This is a genomic window from Prevotella sp. P3-92 (assembly GCF_002251205.1).
Taxonomy (GTDB): Bacteria; Bacteroidota; Bacteroidia; order Bacteroidales; family Bacteroidaceae; genus Prevotella.
The window spans coordinates 73,914-93,226 of record NZ_NPJE01000040.1 but is presented as its reverse complement, the minus strand read 5'-3'; the positions used below and the strand labels follow the sequence as shown (position 1 = coordinate 93,226).

The window sequence follows — 19,313 nt, the reverse complement described above, 5'->3', positions numbered from 1 at the left end:
GTAGCAATTTTTTTTCAATCTATTCTGTTTTCTAACAAGAAATTACTAAATTTGCGCCATTATGATGAAAACGTTCAATTGCAGAAGGAACTTTTTTCTATTGTTCCTATTCCTGATAACAGCAATTTCTACAGTTGCCAATGGTCAGCATTTCCAAACGTCAGGTCCTGGCGAGTGGGTAAATTCTACGCGACTATATGTTTCGCAATTAAAATCCCTTACCGCTATTGTGAATGACAATTGGCAAACGTTGCCCCTACTCCATCTTCATGCAACAAACGAAAGAATGACAGTTGGCTTTGATGAAATGTCTCACGAAGTCCACGACTACATTTGCAGACTGGAACGGTGTGAACCCGACTGGACTACTTCTCAATTTGTTTTTGAAAACGACTGGATGCAAGGATTCTCAGAATTTCCGATATTGGATTACCAACATTCCATCAATACCACCATCGACTATACACACTATACGATTACGATTCCCAACGAACAATGTCAGATTACGATGAGTGGAAACTACCGATTAAGAATATTTGACAGGAATCATCGCCTTGATCAACCCGTAGCAGAAGTTTGCTTCATGGTTGTTGAACCGAAGGCTAAGGTAGCCTTGACTATGACAACCATTACCGATAAAGACGTAAACGGAAAACATCAGCAGATTTCTGCGACCTTAGAATATCCATCACTTAATATTTCCGATCGAGAACGACAGTTATATACCGTTATGATGCAGAACTGGCATTCCCCACGAATCAACGTTCCTCCTACATATCAAATGAAAAGCGGAATGAAATGGGACCACGATGAAAACTACATTTTCTTGGCAGGCAACGAATATCACAAGTTTGAAATACTTGCCACCAGCCACCCAACAATGGGCATAGAACGTATCGAATGGAATGGCCATCAATATGACGCTTATCTCCATCCCGATGTTCCCAGACCGTTCTACCTAACCGATGAAGCCGCTAAAGGTTTTTCACTTGTTCGTAATAGCGACCGACAGGAAGATGATGTAACGTGCGACTATGTTTCTGTAAACTATCAATTACAAGCCCCCTATCATGGCAACAGATACATTTTTGGGCAATGGACCAATTCGTCAGACAGTCGAGACTATTTGATGTACTATGATAATACCACATCATCATATCATGCAACTATCATGCAGAAACAAGGCTATTATTCCTATATCTATGTTGATGATAAAGGTCTTCCGGCAGAAACAGAAGGAAATTTCTTCCAAACAAGCAATAGCTACCAGATGCTCGCATATTATCGTCCTATAGGTGGACGAACATGGCTTTTAGTCGGCTTTTGCGAATTATTATCAAGATAGTCTTGTTGTTTTAAGAACATTCTTCCTTTGTTCTGACCTATAGGCTATTGGAGTACATTGATAGCGATGATAGAAACATGCAATAAAGTAGTTTGCCGATACGAAACCACACATTTTGGCAATTTCAGGAATACCCATTGTAGATTCACTCAGCATCTTCTTTGATGTTTCAAGGCGTAGCGATATCAAGAAATGGATTGGGTTTTTATGGCTGTTAGCCATTACCATTTTCGAAAGTTCCACTTCGTCCACTTCAGCCTTTTCAGCCAATCGTCTGAGCGAAAGATGTTCGTTGTGATCGATGAGCAGATGAGGCATGATTTTCAACATCATTTGCTCGAACATATATTCTCCTACATCCCCCTTGTCATCCGCGGCACCATTATTGTTTAATGGCTCAAGTACAGAGTTCTCATGTTGTTTACAGCCTTGCACAAATGTTTTCAATCGTTTCATTACCTGCGCTTCAACATTAATCCATTTCACGCGCATACGAATATATTTGTTGTACACCATTAGGTTGCCTACAATCAACACACACAGCGTCAATCCTAAAAGGACATATATGATAGTGGTGCGCCACCATGGCTCTTTCACGTAAATATGCCACACGTATGGTTTTTCTGTCCAATACTCAGGACTCATAGATGCTTGTAGCTCCACTTCATAATGTCCGGGGCTTATTCCCGACAAAGGTAAATGCAAAGCGCCTTTCTTATCCACCAATCCCCTTCCGTTGTAGGTTGATAAAACGGTCCATTCGTTATATGGTTCACATCCTTTTACGCGTACTCTATAATAGGTCTGAAACGGACGAAAATAGTTCAGACTGACAAACATCAACGTAATAGAGTTTTGGTCATAATTGAAGTACATATCACGTGTACGCGAGATAGCTACATCGGTTACTACGTTATCATTAAACCGCTCTCCCGGATGCACTTCATGACCATTCATCAAGATTTTGCACATTTGGGGAGTTAACCGGATTTTTTTGATTGCCTGTGTGTGGAACTTGTCAGGATGGAATGTCACCATGTGGTCAAGCGACTTGAAAATGATGGTACCGTCCGCCAGCTTGAGACTTGCTCCTTCTGTAAACGCTTCGTCAGGTACGTTATCTATTCCTGCAAAGTACTCAATATGCTTGACTTTGTTGTTCTTGACATCTATATGTGCTATACCATAACTTGTACTAACCCAAATATTGTGGTTGTTGTCTTCTATCACAGCACGTATTACCTCATTGGCAAGCCCATCCTTGTAGCCATACTCTATAGTCTTTGCATTAGGTCTCATAAGACGTATTCCGCTATAGGTTCCTTGCCAAGTCCATCCTCTGCTATCTACAAACGAGCAAGTGATTGTTGGAGGCAGATTTCTTGTATTGGTTTTAATCGCTTTAGCCATCTGGGACTCGTAGCGTTTAAAAAAATCGGTATTGGTTCCGTATTGTTGTATAGGCGACGTATATGGTTTGCAATAGAGTAATCCTCTGTGTTTACTTCCAAGCCACATACCGCCTTGTTTATCGAAGGTAAGGGCATTAATGTCAGGAACCATTCGTTGACCGTTGTCTAATGTGATTTCAGCATGGTGTTTTGTTTCTTCAGTTGCCAGGTTGTATGTCCAATAACCTTCTACGCATGCAATATAGAGCATGTTATCATGAACGACCATAGAGTTTAGACTGTAAGGAGTTTGGAGAATTGTTTTGGCACTCCGCTTCTTAACATCTAAATAAAGCAAAATTGATTTATTGACTCCTGTACGAATCTGAAAAATACCTTGTTCGGTTTTACACAAGACGCTGGTTGCATTGTAGCGTTTGCCAGCTTCTGCTGTCAAAGTATGTATCGTGTATAGTATTTTTTTTGTGTTAATATCATACACATCTACATCGCCATTGTTATAAAAGAGAAATAGCCGATTTTCAAAACGGGAAATATCCTGCAAAGGGTAACGCTTGATTTTAAGCGTACATTTCGTGTGAATGTTGACCAATTTGTCTCCCAACACCACCCAAACGGTAGCTGTCTCGTCAGCAAATAAGTCATCTACCTTGTTTTTGATACCATAAGAGTTGAACACGCCTTGTACATCATCGATAAACTCTTCTTTTCTTAGATCCACACATGTGACACGATGGGTGTCTTTAACCCAGAGATGCTGATTATTATCAAAATAGACATGCGAATAACCTGTGTATTTTGCCAAGGGATAGACATTAGACGGCTGTGGGTCTATATGTGTGAATGTCACACCATCAAAGAAGTTCACGTGACCAAGTGTGGTGAGGATGATGCGGCCCGTTGTCGTGCAACTAATCGTCTGCGCGCTATTATCTATCATGCCGTGTGACGAGGTATAAACCCTGAACACCCGATCTGCTTCGTTTGCTTTGGTATAAAATGGTTCAAAAAACAGCATTAATGCTATTATCACACAGCAAATTATTGTTCGTTTAGTCATTTTCGGTTTAGTAGTCATGTAACTTGTCGCAAAGTTAAGCAAAATGCTTGTGAAAAACAAGTTTTTGAACCGAAAATTGCTTGGTAAGGTACAAAATGCTTGTTATTGTCCACTTCTGTTGATTATTCTACAGATGGCTTTTACCGTTGGGAGCTATTTGGGAGAAACTAGGAAGAAACTGGGGAGGAACTCAGGAGACATTCGGGATGTGCCCGGAATGTGTTCGGGATGCCCCTTGCCATCGGCTGAGATAAATTCGTTACTCAACTATTTAGAAAGCATTATTCTGCAAGCAAAAAAAATCCTATGAATATTAAATTCATAGGATCTTTCTTATGTTTTGTCGAGGTGACAGGACTCGAACCTGCGACAGCCTGGTCCCAAACCAGGAACGCTACCAACTGCGCTACACCTCGTTGCTTTATCTAAGCGGGTGCAAAGGTACAAATAATTTGGCAGACAAAAGACTAAAAACAGAAAAATCTTTCGTTTTTAACATTATTTTAAGACTTCAGACCTTTTAGTCTTTCATCTGCCACTTTATTATCCGCTTATTCACTCACTCCACATCGGGTTTACAAAATGCATCCGACGTAAAAAGTGGTAAAAATTGGCTTTCTCTTTTACTTGATAATGCCTTGCTCGACAAATATCTTCTTCAGAATTTCTACAGAGCGCTCCACCTGCTCTTCAGTATGGGTAGCCATGAGTGCATAGCGCACGAGAGTATCCTGAGGTGCACATGCAGGAGGAATAACAGGATTGATGAATACTCCTGCATTAAAGGCAAGTGCTGTTACAAGGAAAGTCTTCTCCACATCACGCACATAAAGTGGAATAATAGGACTCTCTGTTTCTCCAATTTCAAAACCTTCTTCCTGGAAACGCTTCAAAGCATACTTCGTTACTTTCCACAAAGCCTCTATGCGCTCTGGCTCTTTCTGCAAGATGTGCAGAGCCTCAAGAGCTGCGGCTGTAGCTGCTGGAGTGTTAGAAGCCGAGAAGATATAGGTACGACAATTATGACGCAGGAAATTGATGGTATCTTTATCTCCTGCAATAAATCCACCAATAGAAGCCAAAGATTTAGAGAATGTTCCCATAATAAGATCTACCTCATCGGTCAAACCGAAATAGTCACAAACTCCACGTCCATGGTCTCCGAATACTCCAATACCGTGAGCTTCATCAACCATGATAGAACAGTTGTATTTATGCTTCAGCTCTACAATTTCTGGAAGTTTAGCCAAATCACCTTCCATCGAGAATACACCATCCACCACTATAAGTTTCACGGCCTCGTGAGGAAGATTCTGAAGCACACGCTCCAAATCTGCCATATCATTATGCTTGTAATGTAGCTGACGAGCAAACGAGAGACGACGTCCATCAACAATACTTGCATGGTCACGATCATCACAGATAATGTAGTCGTTCTTACCCACTACCATTGCCAACACTCCTTGATTCACACTAAAGCCAGTTGACAAGCAGAGGCAGTCGTCTTTATGAACAAACGCCGAGATTTCTTTTTCCAACTTGACGTGAAGATCAAGAGTACCATTAAGAAAACGGCTTCCTGCACAGCCTGAACCATATTGATCCAAAGCAGCTTTAGCAGCATCAATGATTCGCTGGTCACCAGTCAATCCTGTATAAGCATTAGAGCCAAACATCAAAACTTTGTGGCCGCCCATTTCTACCTCCGTACCCTGTTTTCCTGTAATTTCACGGAAATAGGGATAAACACCAGCCTCCATAAATTTCTGAGGCTCGCGATAGTTTTTGTATCTTTCTTGTAATTGTCCCATGAGAATAGTTATCTACAGCTGAGCTGTTTTTATTCGTTTCGAACTGCAAAGTTACACAAATTTTATCAAAACGTGCAAAAAAAGAAATATTATTCGTTATTAAAATGTAATTTTATCTATTTTTGCATACTTTTTGAACGATTATTAGTACATTTGCATCGTATGAACGAAAAGAAAAGAATAACATTCATAGTCAATCCCATATCGGGAACGCATGGAAAGGATGCTATTCCTGACATGATTGCCAGCGAAATCGATGCACAACGCTTCGATGTTACTATCCGATTGACCGAACATGCCGGCCATGCTGCATCAATCGCACGCGAGTGTGCAGACAATGGTGCCGACATCGTCGTGGCAGTTGGTGGCGACGGAACCGTCAATGAAGTGGCGCGATCACTCACCCACACAGACACGGCATTGGGAATCGTGCCCTGCGGTTCTGGAAATGGCCTTGCCCGCCATCTTTGCTTGCCGCTCAATCCACGCAAGGCATTAGGAGTCATCAACCGGGGTGTCGTAGAAAGTTTCGACTATGGAGTCATCAACGGACTGCCGTTTTTCTGCACCTGTGGCATGGGATTCGACGCGTTCATCTCACTCAAGTTCGCAGAAGCCGGCAAGCGTGGACCGCTCACCTATATAGAAAATGTGCTAAAAGAAGGTCTGAAATACAAGCCAGAAACCTATGAAGTCACCGACGATACCGGTGCACGAAGCTACAAAGCATTCCTCATTGCCTGTGCCAATGCATCACAATATGGCAACAATGCCTATATTGCACCAAATGCAACCATGAAAGACGGTATGATGGACGTCATCATCATGGAGCCATTTACAGCATTGGAAGCACCACAGATCAGCATCGACCTGATGAACAAGACGCTGACCAACAATTCTAAAATCAAAACCTTTAAGACGCGGTCCATTCATATCCACCGTTCCCAACCTGGCGCCATCCATTACGATGGAGACCCGATCATGACAAGTTCCGATGTCGATGTGCATATCGAACCGGCAGGAATCCGTATCGTCACCAACCCCAATGCCATGGAAGACCCCTGTCAACCCAATCCTTTCCTCAACGCATTCAGCGATTTCTTCAATAATATAAATAATGTTCGCGAGGATATTGAGAAAAGCGGCAGACGTATTCAAGCCATGAACAAACTAATGCTGCGTAAACTATCCAAATTATAAAAAACATGCAATACACCCTTGTCTTCATAGTCCTTGTCTTATGCGTGGGATATATTGCTTGGCGCATTTACCGTCAGCTTTCTGACCACGAAAATCCATGTCAAGGCTGCAAAGGATGCGAATTAAGCAAAAAAAACAGGAAAAAATTTGGTTGTTCAAAAAAATAGTATTACCTTTGCACTCGCTTAACAACAAGGTGCCTTGGATGAGTGGCTTAGTCAACGGTCTGCAAAACCGTCTACGGCGGTTCGAATCCGCCAGGCACCTCAAGAGTAAGGTTAACAGAAAGAGAGTCCACACGACTCTCTTTTTCTATATCATAAAATACTGTACAAGCCACATAGCTTCCACCAGGACATAATCAACCAGTCCACAAAAAAAAATGTGTGGCTTATTTTCCTCTTCAGTTTTTACGGGTACAACGAAAATAAACGAAAGAACACAGAAGATTTGCTTTTTAGAAATATTTTGCGTATCTTTGTGTATCATTTTGAAAACCACCTGCCCATGAACGGATATTCCATCATCAACGACCCGGTTTTCGGTTTTATAAAAATCGGAAAAGGACTGCACTACGATATCGTGCAACACCAGTTGTTCCAACGCTTGAATCGCATCAACCAACTCGGACTCGCATCTGTGGTATATCCAGGAGCACGACATACACGCTTCCAGCATTCCATCGGCGCCTACCACCTGATGTCAGAAGCAATCAAGTCGTTACTTGAGAAAGGCGTATATATCTTCGACATGGAAGCGGAAGCTGTTCTTGCAGCCATCCTCATGCACGACATCGGTCATGGCCCTTTCTCACACGCCCTGGAGAATACGCTCATCCACGACATATCGCACGAAGAGATTTCCATGATGATGATGGAACGCATGAATGAAGACTTTCATGGCGCTCTCAACCTCGCCATTTCTATCTTCAAAGACGAATACCACAACAAGATATTCCACCAACTCATTTCCAGCCAATTGGACATGGACCGTCTCGACTACCTGCGTCGCGATTCATTCTTTACCGGAGTGACTGAAGGAAACATTGGCAGCGATAGAATCATCAAGATGCTCAATGTGGTGGATGAACAACTCGTGGTGGAGTCGAAAGGTATATATTCAATAGAAAACTACCTGACAACGAGACGTCTGATGTACTGGCAGGTCTATCTGCACAAAACCGCCGTAGGATACGAAAAAGTATTGATCAACACACTACGAAGAGCAAAAGACCTCGTAAGAAAAGGAAATTCCCTTTTCGCCCCTCCCGCCCTCGCCTATTTTCTGAACAACGACATCAGCGCAGAAGACTTCCGGACCCAAAGTGCTGCATTACGCCATTATGCCGACCTTGACGATTGCGATATATGGAGTACACTCAAGGTATGGAGATACAACGAAGACAAAATTCTTTCCACTCTTGCCACAGACATGCTCGACAGAAAACTATTTAAAGTAGAAGTTCTTGAAAACGCTCCTGACAAGCATACTATCAACGAGATACGCAAGAATATAGCAGACACATTAGACATCTCTTTCGAAGAAACTGAATACATGGTATCCGTCGCTGAAATAGGCAAAGATATGTACAATCCAGAAGACGACAGCATCGGTATTCTTTACAAAGACGGTACCGTTAAGGATATTTCAGAGGCTTCAGAAATTCTCAATGTACAACTACTTTCCAAAAAAATACGCAAATATTACCTTTGTTACCAAAGAGTTTGAGAAAAAAATTGTAACTTTGCACCAATTTAATAATATTACAAACAAAAATATGGAGTTTACAGCCAAACAAATAGCCGATTTTATCGGTGGTCGTGTAGAAGGTGACGATAACGCCACTGTACACACTTTTTCGAAAATTGAAGAAGGCACAAAAGGTTCCATTACCTTCTTGTCAAATCCTAAATACACACAGTATATTTACGACACCAAGGCAAGTATTGTTCTTGTCAACAACGATGTGGTACTGGACCACCCTGTAGAAGCCACACTCATCCGTGTGGAAAATGCTTATGAGTGTGTGGCTAAATTGTTGCAACTCTATGCCGCAAGCATGCCCAAGAAGAAAGGTATCGATCCACTGGCATTCGTTAGCCCAACCGCAAAAATCGGCGCAGATGTATATATTGGCGCCTTTGCATACATTGGAGACGGCACAACAGTTGGCGACAACACTCAGATTTACCCCCATACTGTAGTAGGCGACGGCGTGAGCATCGGCAACGATTGCCTGCTCTATCCCAACGTCACCATTTATCAGGGTTGCCGCCTGGGTAACGATGTAACAATCCATGCTGGTAGCGTGATTGGTGCAGACGGATTCGGTTTTGCCCCCAGCCAAGAGGGTTATGATAAGATACCACAAATTGGTATCGTGGTCATCGAAGATCATGTAGAAATTGGTGCCAACACATGTGTTGACCGTTCTACCATGGGACAGACCGTACTTCATAAAGGTGTGAAGATAGACAACCTCATCCAGGTGGCTCACAACTGTGAGATTGGTGAGAACACGGTAATGTCTGCCCAGGTTGGCCTTGCTGGTTCTACTAAGATAGGCGCTTGGTGTATGGTAGGTGGACAGGCAGGATTCTCTGGTCATATCCACGTGGCAGACAAGACATTCATCGGCGCACAGGCTGGCGTAATCAGTAACACAAAAGGCAATGGTGAGCAATTGATTGGTTCTCCTGCCATTGAACCAAAGGGATTCTTCAAATCCTCTGCCATCTTCCGTAAGTTGCCCGATATGTATCGTGAACTCCACATGCTTCGTAAAGAACTCGATGAATTGAAAAAACAAAAATAAATATGAAACAGAAAACTTTGAAAGGCAGTTTCTCCCTCTTCGGAAAAGGACTGCACACCGGTCTGAACCTCACCGTGACTTTCAATCCTGCTCCAGAGAATACAGGATATAAAATCCAGCGTATCGACCTTGAAGGGGAGCCTGTCATCGATGCCATTGCAGAGAATGTCGTTGACACCCAGCGTGGCACGGTTCTTGCTAAAGGAGAAGCCCGCGTAAGTACCGTAGAGCATGGTCTTGCCGCCCTTTACGCCTTAGGCATCGACAACTGTCGTATTCAGGTGAATGGTCCTGAATTTCCTATTCTCGACGGAAGTGCTATACAGTATGTCAACAAAATCAACGAAGTGGGCATTGAGGAACAGAATGCGCCGAAAGACTATTACATCATCCGCAAGAAGATTGAGGTAAAAGATGAGCAAAGCGGCTCTACCATCACCATTCTGCCTGACGAAGAATTTTCACTCACAGCCATGTGCTCGTTTGAGTCGAAGTTCATCAACTCTCAGTTTGCAACCCTCGAAAAGATTGAAGCTTTCCCCACAGAGATTGCTGCAGCACGTACCTTCGTCTTTGTAAGAGACATACAGCCCCTGCTTCAAGCTAATCTGATTAAAGGCGGCGACATGGACAATGCCATCGTTATCTATGAGAGAAAGATTAGTCAAGAGCAACTCGACCAACTGGCAGACATGCTTCAGGTGCCCCACCTTAACGCAGAGGATTTAGGATATATTCAGCACAAGCCATTGGTATGGGAGAATGAATGTACACGCCACAAATTGCTTGACATCATCGGCGATATGGCTCTCATCGGCAAACCCATCAAGGGACGTATCATCGCCACTCGTCCAGGCCATACCATCAACAACAAGTTTGCCCGTCAGATGCGCAAGGAGATTCGCAAGCACGAAATCCAAGCTCCTATCTACGATCCCAACGACGAACCGGTGATGGACATCAACAAAATTCGTGAATTACTGCCCCATCGTTATCCCATGCAACTGGTTGATAAGGTTATCGCCTTAGGAGCCAGCAGCATTGTCGGAGTGAAGAATGTGACAAGCAACGAACCTTTCTTCCAAGGCCACTTCCCCGAAGAACCCGTCATGCCTGGCGTGTTACAGATTGAAGCCATGGCACAATGTGGCGGTCTGCTGGTACTCAACACACTGGAAGAACCTGAGCGCTGGTCCACATATTTCATGCGTATTGACGATGTAAAATTCCGCCAGAAGGTAGTACCGGGCGACACGTTGCTGTTCAAAGTTGACCTGTTGGCACCTGTACGCCACGGTATTTCCAGCATGAAGGGATACATCTTCGTGGGTGATCACGTGGTAGCAGAAGCCACCTTTACCGCACAAATAGTAAAAAACAAATAATAACATCACGGTGTCTGCATACACAAACATATGCAGACCCTCTTAATTTTATAATATATGAATCAGATTCATCCTATGGCTATCGTTGATCCCGAGGCCAAACTCGGTGACAACAATGTGATTGGACCTTTCTGTGTCATTGACAAGAATGTTATCATTGGCGATAACAACAAGCTCTACAACGGAGTCACACTACACTATGGTACACGTTTGGGCAACGGCAATGAGATTTTCCCTGGCGCATCAATCTCCACCAAACCTCAGGATTTGAAATTCAAAGGCGAAGATACAACCTGTGAGATTGGCGACAACAACTCTATCCGCGAGAACGTTACCATCAGCCGTGGTACTGCCTCAAAAGGCAAGACCGTTGTAGGCAACGGCAATCTGTTGATGGAGAATATGCATATCGGTCATGACTGTGAGATTGGCAACGGTTGCATCATTGGTAACTCTACCAAATTTGCAGGCGAAGTCATCGTTGACGACTTTGCCATCATCTCTGCATGCTGCCTGTTCCACCAGTTTATCCATATCGGAAGCTATATCATGTTCCAAGGCGGCTCACGTACCAGCCAGGATATTCCTCCTTTCGTGATTGCAGGTAAGGAACCTGTACGCTATGCTGGCGTCAATCTGATCGGCCTGCGTCGTCGTGGATTCTCCAACGAGACCATCGAGGCCATTCACGACAGCTATCGCATCATCTACTCTAAGGGAATCCTCAAAGAGGGTGTTGCAGAGGCACGTGCCAAATATCCCGACTCAAAAGAGGTCGATTATATCTGCTCATTCATAGAGAACTCCAAGCGTGGAGTAATCCGCTAATATGCATACGTTGATTGTCGTCACCGGTCCTACGGCAGTGGGAAAAACCGCATTGACCATACGTTTGGCCAATCATTTAGGTATTCCCATCATCAATGCCGACTCCCGTCAGATATACCGGGAGATGAGAATCGGTACAGCGTCACCGAGCATAGAGCAGCAACAACAAGCACATCATTATTTTGTAGGCACCAAGAGTATTGCAGACTATTATAATGCCTCTATGTATGAGCAGGAAGTGATGCAATTACTCCAAGACGACCATCATCCTTATGCACTCCTATCGGGAGGAAGCATGATGTATATAGATGCTGTCTGCAATGGTATTGACGATATTCCTACCATACGTGATGACGTCAGAAAGGAGATGAAACGTCGTTATACAGAAGAAGGTCTTGAGACTTTATGTGAAGACCTCAAACGTCTGGACCCAGAACACTATGAGATAGTGGATAAGCAAAACTATCGACGCGTGATACACGCATTAGAAATCTGCTATCAGACAGGGAAGACCTACACATCATTTAGAACACAAGAAAAAAAACAAAGACCCTTCCGTATTATCAAGATAGGACTGAACAGAGACCGTGAACAACTCTATCAACGGATCAACGCGAGAGTTGACGAAATGATGCAGCAAGGATTTTTAGAAGAAGCTGCTGCACTCCGTGAATACCGACATCTCAACGCACTCAATACCGTTGGCTATAAAGAACTGTTTGACTATATGGACGGGCGCTGGTCATTAGAAGAAGCCATAGAGCGTATCAAGGGGAGCACCCGTCGTTATGCTCGTAAGCAATTGACCTGGTATAAACGTGACGAAGCCATGAGATGGTTTCATCCTGAAGAAGAAAAAGACATTTTGAAGTATATTGATAATCTATGAAAGAGAGAATCGTTGAGTTTACAGCAAAAGCACGTCAGTGGCTCAAGAAATCATGGCTATGGTATAAAAGCTTGTATCAGGGACGTGCCTGGTACGTGAAAGGTGGTGTAGGATTTGCCTCGTTAATTATAGCCTTCATCTTCTACCTCATCATGGTAGATGTCAATTTTCTGTGGCTCTTCGGCAAGTCACCGTCCTTGAGAGCTATTATGCACCCAAAAACCATACAAGCATCAGAACTATACAGTGCTGACGGTGTCATGATTGGTAAGTATTTCAGCGAAAACAGAACCCCTGTTGCCTACGAAGAGATTAACCCTGTATTCTGGAAAGCTTTGATAGACACAGAAGACGAACGTTTCTACCATCATTTCGGTATTGACTTCCAGGGCGTTTTTGCAGCAGCAAAAGACTTTGTGGTTCACCATGATGCTCGTGGTGCCTCAACCATCACCCAACAGTTGGTGAAAAATATGTTCCGTGTTCGTACTGAGTATTCCACAGGTCTGTTGGGCAACATCCCTGGTGTAAAAATGCTCATCATGAAAAGTAAGGAATGGATTACCGCTGTGAAGATTGAGATGTTTTTCGATAAAAAAGACATCCTCACCATGTATGCTAATACAGTGGATTTTGGGTCCAATGCATACGGCATCAAAACTGCAGCAAAAACATATTTCGGTACCACACCAAAGGAATTGACCCCTGAACAGGCTGCTATTCTTGTCGGTCTGCTCAAGGCTACAACCTATTATAATCCCCGAACCAATCCCGACAATTCCTTCAAACGTCGTAATGTGGTACTCGACAACATGCGTCGACACAAGGATCTGACCCGTGAAGCTTACGACACCCTTTCCAAGAAACCTATCCAACTCGACTATAGTGTGGAGAACAATTACGATGGACAGGCACAGTATTTCCGTGAGGCCGTTGCTGATGAACTTCACGACTGGTGTAAGGACAATGATATTGATCTCTACAGAGACGGTTTGAAGATTTACACCACTATTGATACGCGTATGCAGAAATACGCAGAACAGGCTGCAAAGCGACAGATGCGTATCATCCAACGTAACTTCAACAACCACTGGTCTGGCCAGAACCCATGGCAGGATGAGCGCCATCAGGAAATTCCTAATTTCATTGAAGATCTTGCCAAAAAATTGCCTTATTACAAATATCTGAGTCAACGATACGACAATAATACCGATTCTATCAACTACTATCTGAACCTTCCACACCCTGTGAAGTTGTTTGATTACGACGAAGGCATCATCGAGAAAAATATCTCAACGCTCGACTCCATCCGTTATATGGAACATTTCATGCACTGTGGATTCGTTGCAATGGAACCCGAGACGGGTCACGTAAAAGCATGGGTCGGTGACCTCGATTTCAGAACATGGAAGTACGACAAGGTGAAGTCGATGCGTCAACCAGGTTCTACGTTTAAGCTCTTTGTCTATGCTGAGGCCATGAACCAAGGTATTACTCCTTGTGACACACGTGAGGACTCCTATTTCTCTATGAAAGTCTTCGACAGCAAGAAAAACGAAGAAGTATTATGGGCCCCAACCAATGCCAACGGACGTTTCTCCGGTGCTAATGTCACGCTGAAACAGGCTTTCGCCATGAGCATCAACTCTATTGCTGTCAAACTCGGCCAAGAATGTGGTATTCCCAATATTGTAAAAACCGCACACGATATGGGTATAAAAAGTAAGTTGGATGCTACCCCTGCACTCGCCTTGGGTAGTAGCGATGTCAACCTCCTTGAACTCGTCAATGCATATTGTACACCGGTCAATGACGGTAAAACACACAACCCCGTCCTTGTCACCCGTATCGTAGATCGCGACGGCAAAGAAATCTATACTGCTCCTGAAGAGGAGAAACAAGTATTGACCTACAAGAGTGCTTTTCTCCTCCAACAATTGCTGCAGGGCGGTATGCAAGGAACAAGTTCTGCATTGGGACGCTGGACCAACCAATTTGCTCGTGATACAGATTTCGGCGGTAAGACTGGTACTTCTAACAACCATTCCGACGCATGGTTTGTTGGTGTTTCCCCACATCTCGTTGTCGGAGCATGGGTAGGCGGTGAATACCGTTGTATCCACTTCCGTACTGGAGCATTAGGTCAAGGGTCCAAGACAGCTCTTCCCATCTGTGGAGACTTCTTAGAACAGGTTCTTGGAGACCCTGCATTCAAAATGTATCGTGCTAAATTCGACAAACCACACGATACCGACATCACCATGCAAATGTATAGTTGCGGTGGCTATTTCAAAGAGCCTGCCGATTCAGACTCTATTGCCAGCGATAGTATCCAGCATATCGAACTGGAACAGCCCAATGAGAATGCTGTTGATCCTACTGTTCCTGTTACGCCATCACCTGATGGTAACCAACACGGAACGCCCTCACAACCGAAGGCTGCAGAGGAGCCCAAACATACGGAAATTTAATTTTGCAAGACCTTTAACAGACCTTCTGTATTGAAATCGTCTATAGACACTACCAATGCGGAGTGGCAATCGGCACTCCAGATTGTCAACTTTACCCGTCGCTCGCTTTTCCTTACTGGGAAGGCAGGCACGGGTAAATCTACTTTTCTGCGTTATGTGTCTGAACATACAAAGAAGAAACACGTCATCCTCGCACCAACAGGTATTGCTGCCATCAACGCAGGAGGACAGACAATCCATAGTTTCTTCAAACTCCCTTTCCACCCGCTTCTTCCTAACGACAGCCGGTATGATGCACGCCATATCCGCAAAAGTTTGAAATATAGCGGAGACACGATCAAGATGTTGCGTGAGTTGGAACTCATCATCATCGATGAAATATCGATGGTTCGTTCTGATATCATCGACTTCATTGACAAAGTATTGCGCATCTACTGCCACAATATGCGTGAGCCATTCGGAGGCAAACAACTCTTACTCGTTGGCGATATCTTCCAGTTACAGCCTGTGGTGAAGTCTGACGAATGGCAACTCATGCAACCATTCTATGCTTCTGCCTATTTCTTCTCTGCCTCCGTTTGGCAAAAGATGGATCTCGTTAGCATAGAATTACGGAAAGTATATCGGCAAAAGGATGAAGATTTCATCCACATACTGGACCGAATCAGAAGCAATACCACAACGGATCATGACCTGCGAATCATCAATCAACGACTGGGGGTTTCTTTCCATAACAGCCAAGACGAGATGGCTATTACCTTGGCTACCCGTCGAGATACAGCAGAACATATCAACAACGAACAACTGGCAGCTCTTGAAGGCAAAGCTACCGTCTTCAACGGAAAAGTCCTTGGAGAATTTCCTGAGAGTTCCTACCCTGCCCCTATTGCGCTTGAGGTGAAACCTGGCGCACAGGTGATCTTTATCAAGAACGACAAAGAACACCGATGGGTCAATGGTACCTTAGGGGTTGTCGTCGCCCTTGACGAAGAAGAAGGTATCATCACCATTTGCGACGAGACTGGTCATGAGCACGACGTAGAACGTGCCATTTGGGAAAATATGCGCTATACCTTCAATGAGAAGGAACAGAAGATAGAAGAGGAATTGCTCGGTTCATTCATCCAGTTTCCAATCCGACTGGCATGGGCCATTACCGTTCATAAGAGTCAAGGACTTACCTTCCGTCATGTGCGTATCGATTTCACAGGAGGCGCCTTTGCCGGCGGACAAGCCTATGTGGCATTAAGCCGATGCACCTCCCTGCAAGGCATTTGTTTAGAGTCGCCACTTCGTCGCAGCGACATCTTTGTCAAACCCGAAGTAATCGCGTTCGCTCAGCGATACAATAACAGCAGCCTCATCAACAAAGCCCTCCATGAGAGTAAAGCCGACTACGAATACAGGGAGGCCATGAGTGCTTTCGACGAACGCGATTTTCAAGCATTTCTGAAACATTTCTTCATCGCCATCCATAGTCGTTACGACATCGAACGGCCTGCTGCACAACGACTCATCCGCAGAAAACTCGCTGTCATCACCCAACTGGAAGAACAACGGCAGGAGGCTATCAACAAACTACATGATCGTGATGAGATGCTCAAACGCTTGGCTGTAGAATATGTCTCATTGGGACGTGAATGTGAGAAAGAACACATGACAGATGCCGCCATCCGTAACTATGAGAAAGCGCTTGAACTATACCCTGAGGCTCATGAAGCTAGCCGACGTATCAAAGTATTGAAGAAGAAGAAATAAAATAACGTGGACCGGTAAGTGTGATACAAAAAAAAAAAAAATGAACTATGCAACATACAGACATCATATTCCCTTTAGCAAAAATCAATCTCGGCCTCAATGTCGTAGAGCGCAGACCTGATGGATATCACAACCTTCAGACCGTGTTCTATCCAGTCCCTATCATGGATGCTCTTGAAGTGTCTGAGATGAACGATGCCTTTCCATCTACCGTTGACTGCGACCTGAAGGTGACTGGTATTGACGTAGAAGGTGACGAACAACGCAATCTGGTGGTGCGCGCCTACCATCTGTTGAAAGATGAGTTTCCAACATTGCCACGACTGCACACCCACCTCTACAAAGGCATTCCTACACAGGCTGGAATGGGTGGAGGATCAAGTGACTGTGCTGCCATGCTGACTCTGCTGAACAGAATGGGAAATCTCAACCTCACAGCGTCACAACTCATAGAACGGGCTGCAAGACTTGGAGCCGACTGTCCGTTTTTCATTCTCAACAAACCTGCTTATGCGGAAGGGATTGGCGAACGGTTACGCCCTATCTCATTGGATTTGAAAGGATGGTATCTCTGTGTGGTACGCCCCAATATCCCTGTCCCCACACGTGAAGCCTTTGCTCATATCACCCCACGTCATCCTGAACATTGTTGCCTTGATATCGTTTCGCAACCTGTGGAAACATGGCGCGACCTACTGGTCAACGATTTCGAATATAGTGTCTTTCGTGCACACCCACAGTTGGCTGCCGTCAAAAAGCAACTCTACAACCTTGGTGCAGTCTATGCAGCAATGAGCGGTAGCGGTAGCGCCCTTTTCGGTCTTTTCCGTAGGCCTGTCAGTTTTCCATGCACCTCACCCGATACATTCACCACTTGTCTGCAACTCTAAAATGAATAAACAATAATACAAAGCTTATGATTGATACCATTAGACAAAACGAGATTCTCGAACTGATGAAACGAGAGATTGTACCCGCCGTTGGATGCACAGAACCTATGGCAGTAGCCCTTTGTGTGGCACGTGCCACAGAACTCCTTGGTAGAACTCCCGACCATATCAATGTCCTACTCAGTGCTAACATTCTAAAAAATGCTATGGGAGTAGGAATTCCCGGCACGGGTATGATAGGTTTGCCCATTGCCATTGCTTTGGGTGCACTGATTGGCTGTTCTGACTATCAACTCGAGGTCTTGAAAGACCTTGATGCACAGTCTCTTGAACTCGGCAAACAATATGTCAAGGACAACCATATCAACATCGGTCTCAAGGCTGACGCTTGCGATAAACTATACATCGAGGTAGAATGTAGTTCCGACGATTCTTCCCTACCTCATCATGCCACAGCCATCATCTCAGGCGACCATACCAATATCGACTATCAGGCAACGGATGACAAAGTCCTTGTTGACCACCGCAAGCCTGCTACATCGGAAGAGGGTGAAGAACACGTCTCCTTGACCATGCAGACAGTCTATGACTTTTCCATCTCTGCTCCCATAGACGAACTCCGTTTTATTCTGCAAACAAAAGAGTATAACATGCGTGCGGCTGCCGAAGCTGTCAAAGGCAATTATGGTCATTGTTTAGGTAAGACGATGGACCGTCCACTCAGCCATGGCATTTTTGGCAATACCATGTTTTCCCATATCATCTCCAAGACAGCCTCTGCTTGTGACGCTCGTATGGGAGGTGCTATGATTCCCGTAATGAGTAACAGTGGTTCGGGCAATCAGGGAATCTGTGCCACCAATCCTGTTGTAGTATTTGCTGAGGAGAATGAGAATACCGAGGAAGAACTCATCCGTGCCTTAACGTTAAGTCACCTCACCGCCATCTATATCAAACAAAGTCTCGGCAGACTGAGTGCCCTCTGCGGTTGTGTTGTGGCCAGTATCGGTTCCAGTTGCGGTATTACTTACCTCATGGGCGGCCAATATGCGGATATCTGCCACTCCGTGAAGAATATGATAGCCAACTTAACAGGAATGATTTGCGACGGAGCAAAACCCAGTTGTTCATTAAAGATCTGCTCTGGTGTTTCCACAGCATTACTCTCTGCCCTATTGGCTCGCGAAGGCAAGCATGTCACCGAAGCAGAAGGTATTATAGACCATGATGTGGATTGTTCTATCCGCAACCTGACGAGTATCGGCAAGGAAGCGATGTCTGCTACCGATGATATGGTATTGACTATCATGACCAACAAATCATAACGTACGATACGACGATTGTCGCTTATCAGTCGGTATAAAACCCAACAAGACTGGCCTATCATGAAGGTCAGTCTTGTTGTTTTATTGATATCGCCTGAGACTGGTTGTCAGATATATCTTCATC

At 44.4% G+C, this 19,313-nt stretch carries 13 protein-coding genes and 2 tRNA genes; 12 read left to right on the top strand and 3 right to left on the bottom strand.

Translation table 11 applies throughout. The annotated features are described in order from the left end of the window. Positions 1-61: 61 nt before the first annotated feature. Positions 62-1,345, top strand: coding sequence for a DUF5103 domain-containing protein (locus CIK93_RS06385; RefSeq protein ID WP_094446923.1), 1,284 nt, complete (start codon positions 62-64; stop codon positions 1,343-1,345). On the opposite strand, the gene CIK93_RS06380 is transcribed toward CIK93_RS06385, so the two are convergent. From CIK93_RS06380 to CIK93_RS06365, 3 genes are all read right to left on the bottom strand, one after another. Then, complete coding sequence (locus tag CIK93_RS06380) at positions 1,337-3,697, bottom strand: helix-turn-helix domain-containing protein (RefSeq protein WP_158215483.1); 2,361 nt, start codon at positions 3,695-3,697, stop codon at positions 1,337-1,339. The two genes, CIK93_RS06385 and CIK93_RS06380, sit on opposite strands and share 9 nt — an antisense overlap. Before the next feature lie 463 nt (positions 3,698-4,160). Further along, positions 4,161-4,233, bottom strand: a tRNA-Pro gene (locus CIK93_RS06370). Positions 4,234-4,440: 207 nt separating this feature from the next. Continuing rightward, on the bottom strand, positions 4,441-5,628 hold the full coding sequence (locus CIK93_RS06365; RefSeq protein ID WP_094391663.1) for an aminotransferase class I/II-fold pyridoxal phosphate-dependent enzyme: 1,188 nt from the start codon (positions 5,626-5,628) through the stop codon (positions 4,441-4,443). 162 nt (positions 5,629-5,790) lie between these two features. Between CIK93_RS06365 and CIK93_RS06360 the strand changes: the two genes are divergently transcribed. The 11 genes from CIK93_RS06360 to CIK93_RS06310 all read left to right on the top strand — a co-directional run bounded on the left by CIK93_RS06360 (position 5,791) and on the right by CIK93_RS06310 (position 19,189). After that, positions 5,791-6,828, top strand: a complete 1,038-nt coding sequence (locus CIK93_RS06360) for a diacylglycerol kinase family protein (protein WP_094391662.1) — start codon at positions 5,791-5,793, stop codon at positions 6,826-6,828. A 195-nt stretch (positions 6,829-7,023) separates the two neighbouring features. After that, positions 7,024-7,095: transfer RNA gene (locus tag CIK93_RS06355), tRNA-Cys, on the top strand. A 240-nt stretch (positions 7,096-7,335) separates the two neighbouring features. Further along, the gene (locus CIK93_RS06350) at positions 7,336-8,556 is read left to right on the top strand and encodes an HD domain-containing protein (RefSeq protein WP_094436342.1); all 1,221 of its coding nucleotides are present in this window, start codon (positions 7,336-7,338) and stop codon (positions 8,554-8,556) included. 49 nt (positions 8,557-8,605) lie between these two features. After that, complete coding sequence (lpxD, locus tag CIK93_RS06345) at positions 8,606-9,643, top strand: UDP-3-O-(3-hydroxymyristoyl)glucosamine N-acyltransferase (protein WP_094446920.1); 1,038 nt, start codon at positions 8,606-8,608, stop codon at positions 9,641-9,643. A 2-nt stretch (positions 9,644-9,645) separates the two neighbouring features. Continuing rightward, on the top strand, positions 9,646-11,028 hold the full coding sequence (locus tag CIK93_RS06340; RefSeq protein ID WP_094391660.1) for a bifunctional UDP-3-O-[3-hydroxymyristoyl] N-acetylglucosamine deacetylase/3-hydroxyacyl-ACP dehydratase: 1,383 nt from the start codon (positions 9,646-9,648) through the stop codon (positions 11,026-11,028). Positions 11,029-11,085: 57 nt separating this feature from the next. Next, positions 11,086-11,856 (top strand): acyl-ACP--UDP-N-acetylglucosamine O-acyltransferase, encoded by a 771-nt coding sequence (gene lpxA / locus CIK93_RS06335; protein ID WP_094391659.1) that lies wholly within the window; start codon positions 11,086-11,088, stop codon positions 11,854-11,856. A gap of 1 nt (position 11,857) precedes the next feature. Then, positions 11,858-12,745, top strand: a complete 888-nt coding sequence (gene miaA / locus CIK93_RS06330; protein WP_094446919.1) for a tRNA (adenosine(37)-N6)-dimethylallyltransferase MiaA — start codon at positions 11,858-11,860, stop codon at positions 12,743-12,745. Beyond that, the gene (locus CIK93_RS06325; protein ID WP_094446918.1) at positions 12,742-15,216 is read left to right on the top strand and encodes a transglycosylase domain-containing protein; all 2,475 of its coding nucleotides are present in this window, start codon (positions 12,742-12,744) and stop codon (positions 15,214-15,216) included. The genes miaA and CIK93_RS06325 overlap by 4 nt, the downstream gene beginning before the upstream one ends. 30 nt (positions 15,217-15,246) lie before the next feature. Continuing rightward, entirely contained in the window at positions 15,247-16,974 is a 1,728-nt protein-coding gene (locus CIK93_RS06320; RefSeq protein ID WP_094446917.1) for an AAA family ATPase, read from the top strand. A 47-nt stretch (positions 16,975-17,021) separates the two neighbouring features. After that, entirely contained in the window at positions 17,022-17,864 is an 843-nt protein-coding gene (ispE, locus tag CIK93_RS06315; protein WP_094391655.1) for a 4-(cytidine 5'-diphospho)-2-C-methyl-D-erythritol kinase, read from the top strand. A gap of 26 nt (positions 17,865-17,890) precedes the next feature. Continuing rightward, the gene (locus CIK93_RS06310) at positions 17,891-19,189 is read left to right on the top strand and encodes a serine dehydratase subunit alpha family protein (protein ID WP_094391654.1); all 1,299 of its coding nucleotides are present in this window, start codon (positions 17,891-17,893) and stop codon (positions 19,187-19,189) included. The last annotated feature ends 124 nt before the right edge of the window (positions 19,190-19,313 follow it).

Excerpts from the sequence above, each read along its gene's own strand:
- CIK93_RS06340 (WP_094391660.1), top strand. The coding sequence starts at position 9,646 with ATGAAACAGAAAACTTTGAAAGGCAGTTTCTCCCTCTTCGGAAAAGGA.
- CIK93_RS06310 (WP_094391654.1), top strand. The coding sequence starts at position 17,891 with ATGATTGATACCATTAGACAAAACGAGATTCTCGAACTGATGAAACGA.
- miaA (WP_094446919.1), top strand. The coding sequence starts at position 11,858 with ATGCATACGTTGATTGTCGTCACCGGTCCTACGGCAGTGGGAAAAACC.
- lpxD (WP_094446920.1), top strand. The coding sequence starts at position 8,606 with ATGGAGTTTACAGCCAAACAAATAGCCGATTTTATCGGTGGTCGTGTA.
- CIK93_RS06365 (WP_094391663.1), bottom strand. The coding sequence starts at position 5,628 with ATGGGACAATTACAAGAAAGATACAAAAACTATCGCGAGCCTCAGAAA.
- ispE (WP_094391655.1), top strand. The coding sequence starts at position 17,022 with ATGCAACATACAGACATCATATTCCCTTTAGCAAAAATCAATCTCGGC.
- CIK93_RS06385 (WP_094446923.1), top strand. The coding sequence starts at position 62 with ATGATGAAAACGTTCAATTGCAGAAGGAACTTTTTTCTATTGTTCCTA.
- lpxA (WP_094391659.1), top strand. The coding sequence starts at position 11,086 with ATGAATCAGATTCATCCTATGGCTATCGTTGATCCCGAGGCCAAACTC.
- CIK93_RS06350 (WP_094436342.1), top strand. The coding sequence starts at position 7,336 with ATGAACGGATATTCCATCATCAACGACCCGGTTTTCGGTTTTATAAAA.
- CIK93_RS06360 (WP_094391662.1), top strand. The coding sequence starts at position 5,791 with ATGAACGAAAAGAAAAGAATAACATTCATAGTCAATCCCATATCGGGA.
- CIK93_RS06380 (WP_158215483.1), bottom strand. The coding sequence starts at position 3,697 with ATGATAGATAATAGCGCGCAGACGATTAGTTGCACGACAACGGGCCGC.
- CIK93_RS06325 (WP_094446918.1), top strand. The coding sequence starts at position 12,742 with ATGAAAGAGAGAATCGTTGAGTTTACAGCAAAAGCACGTCAGTGGCTC.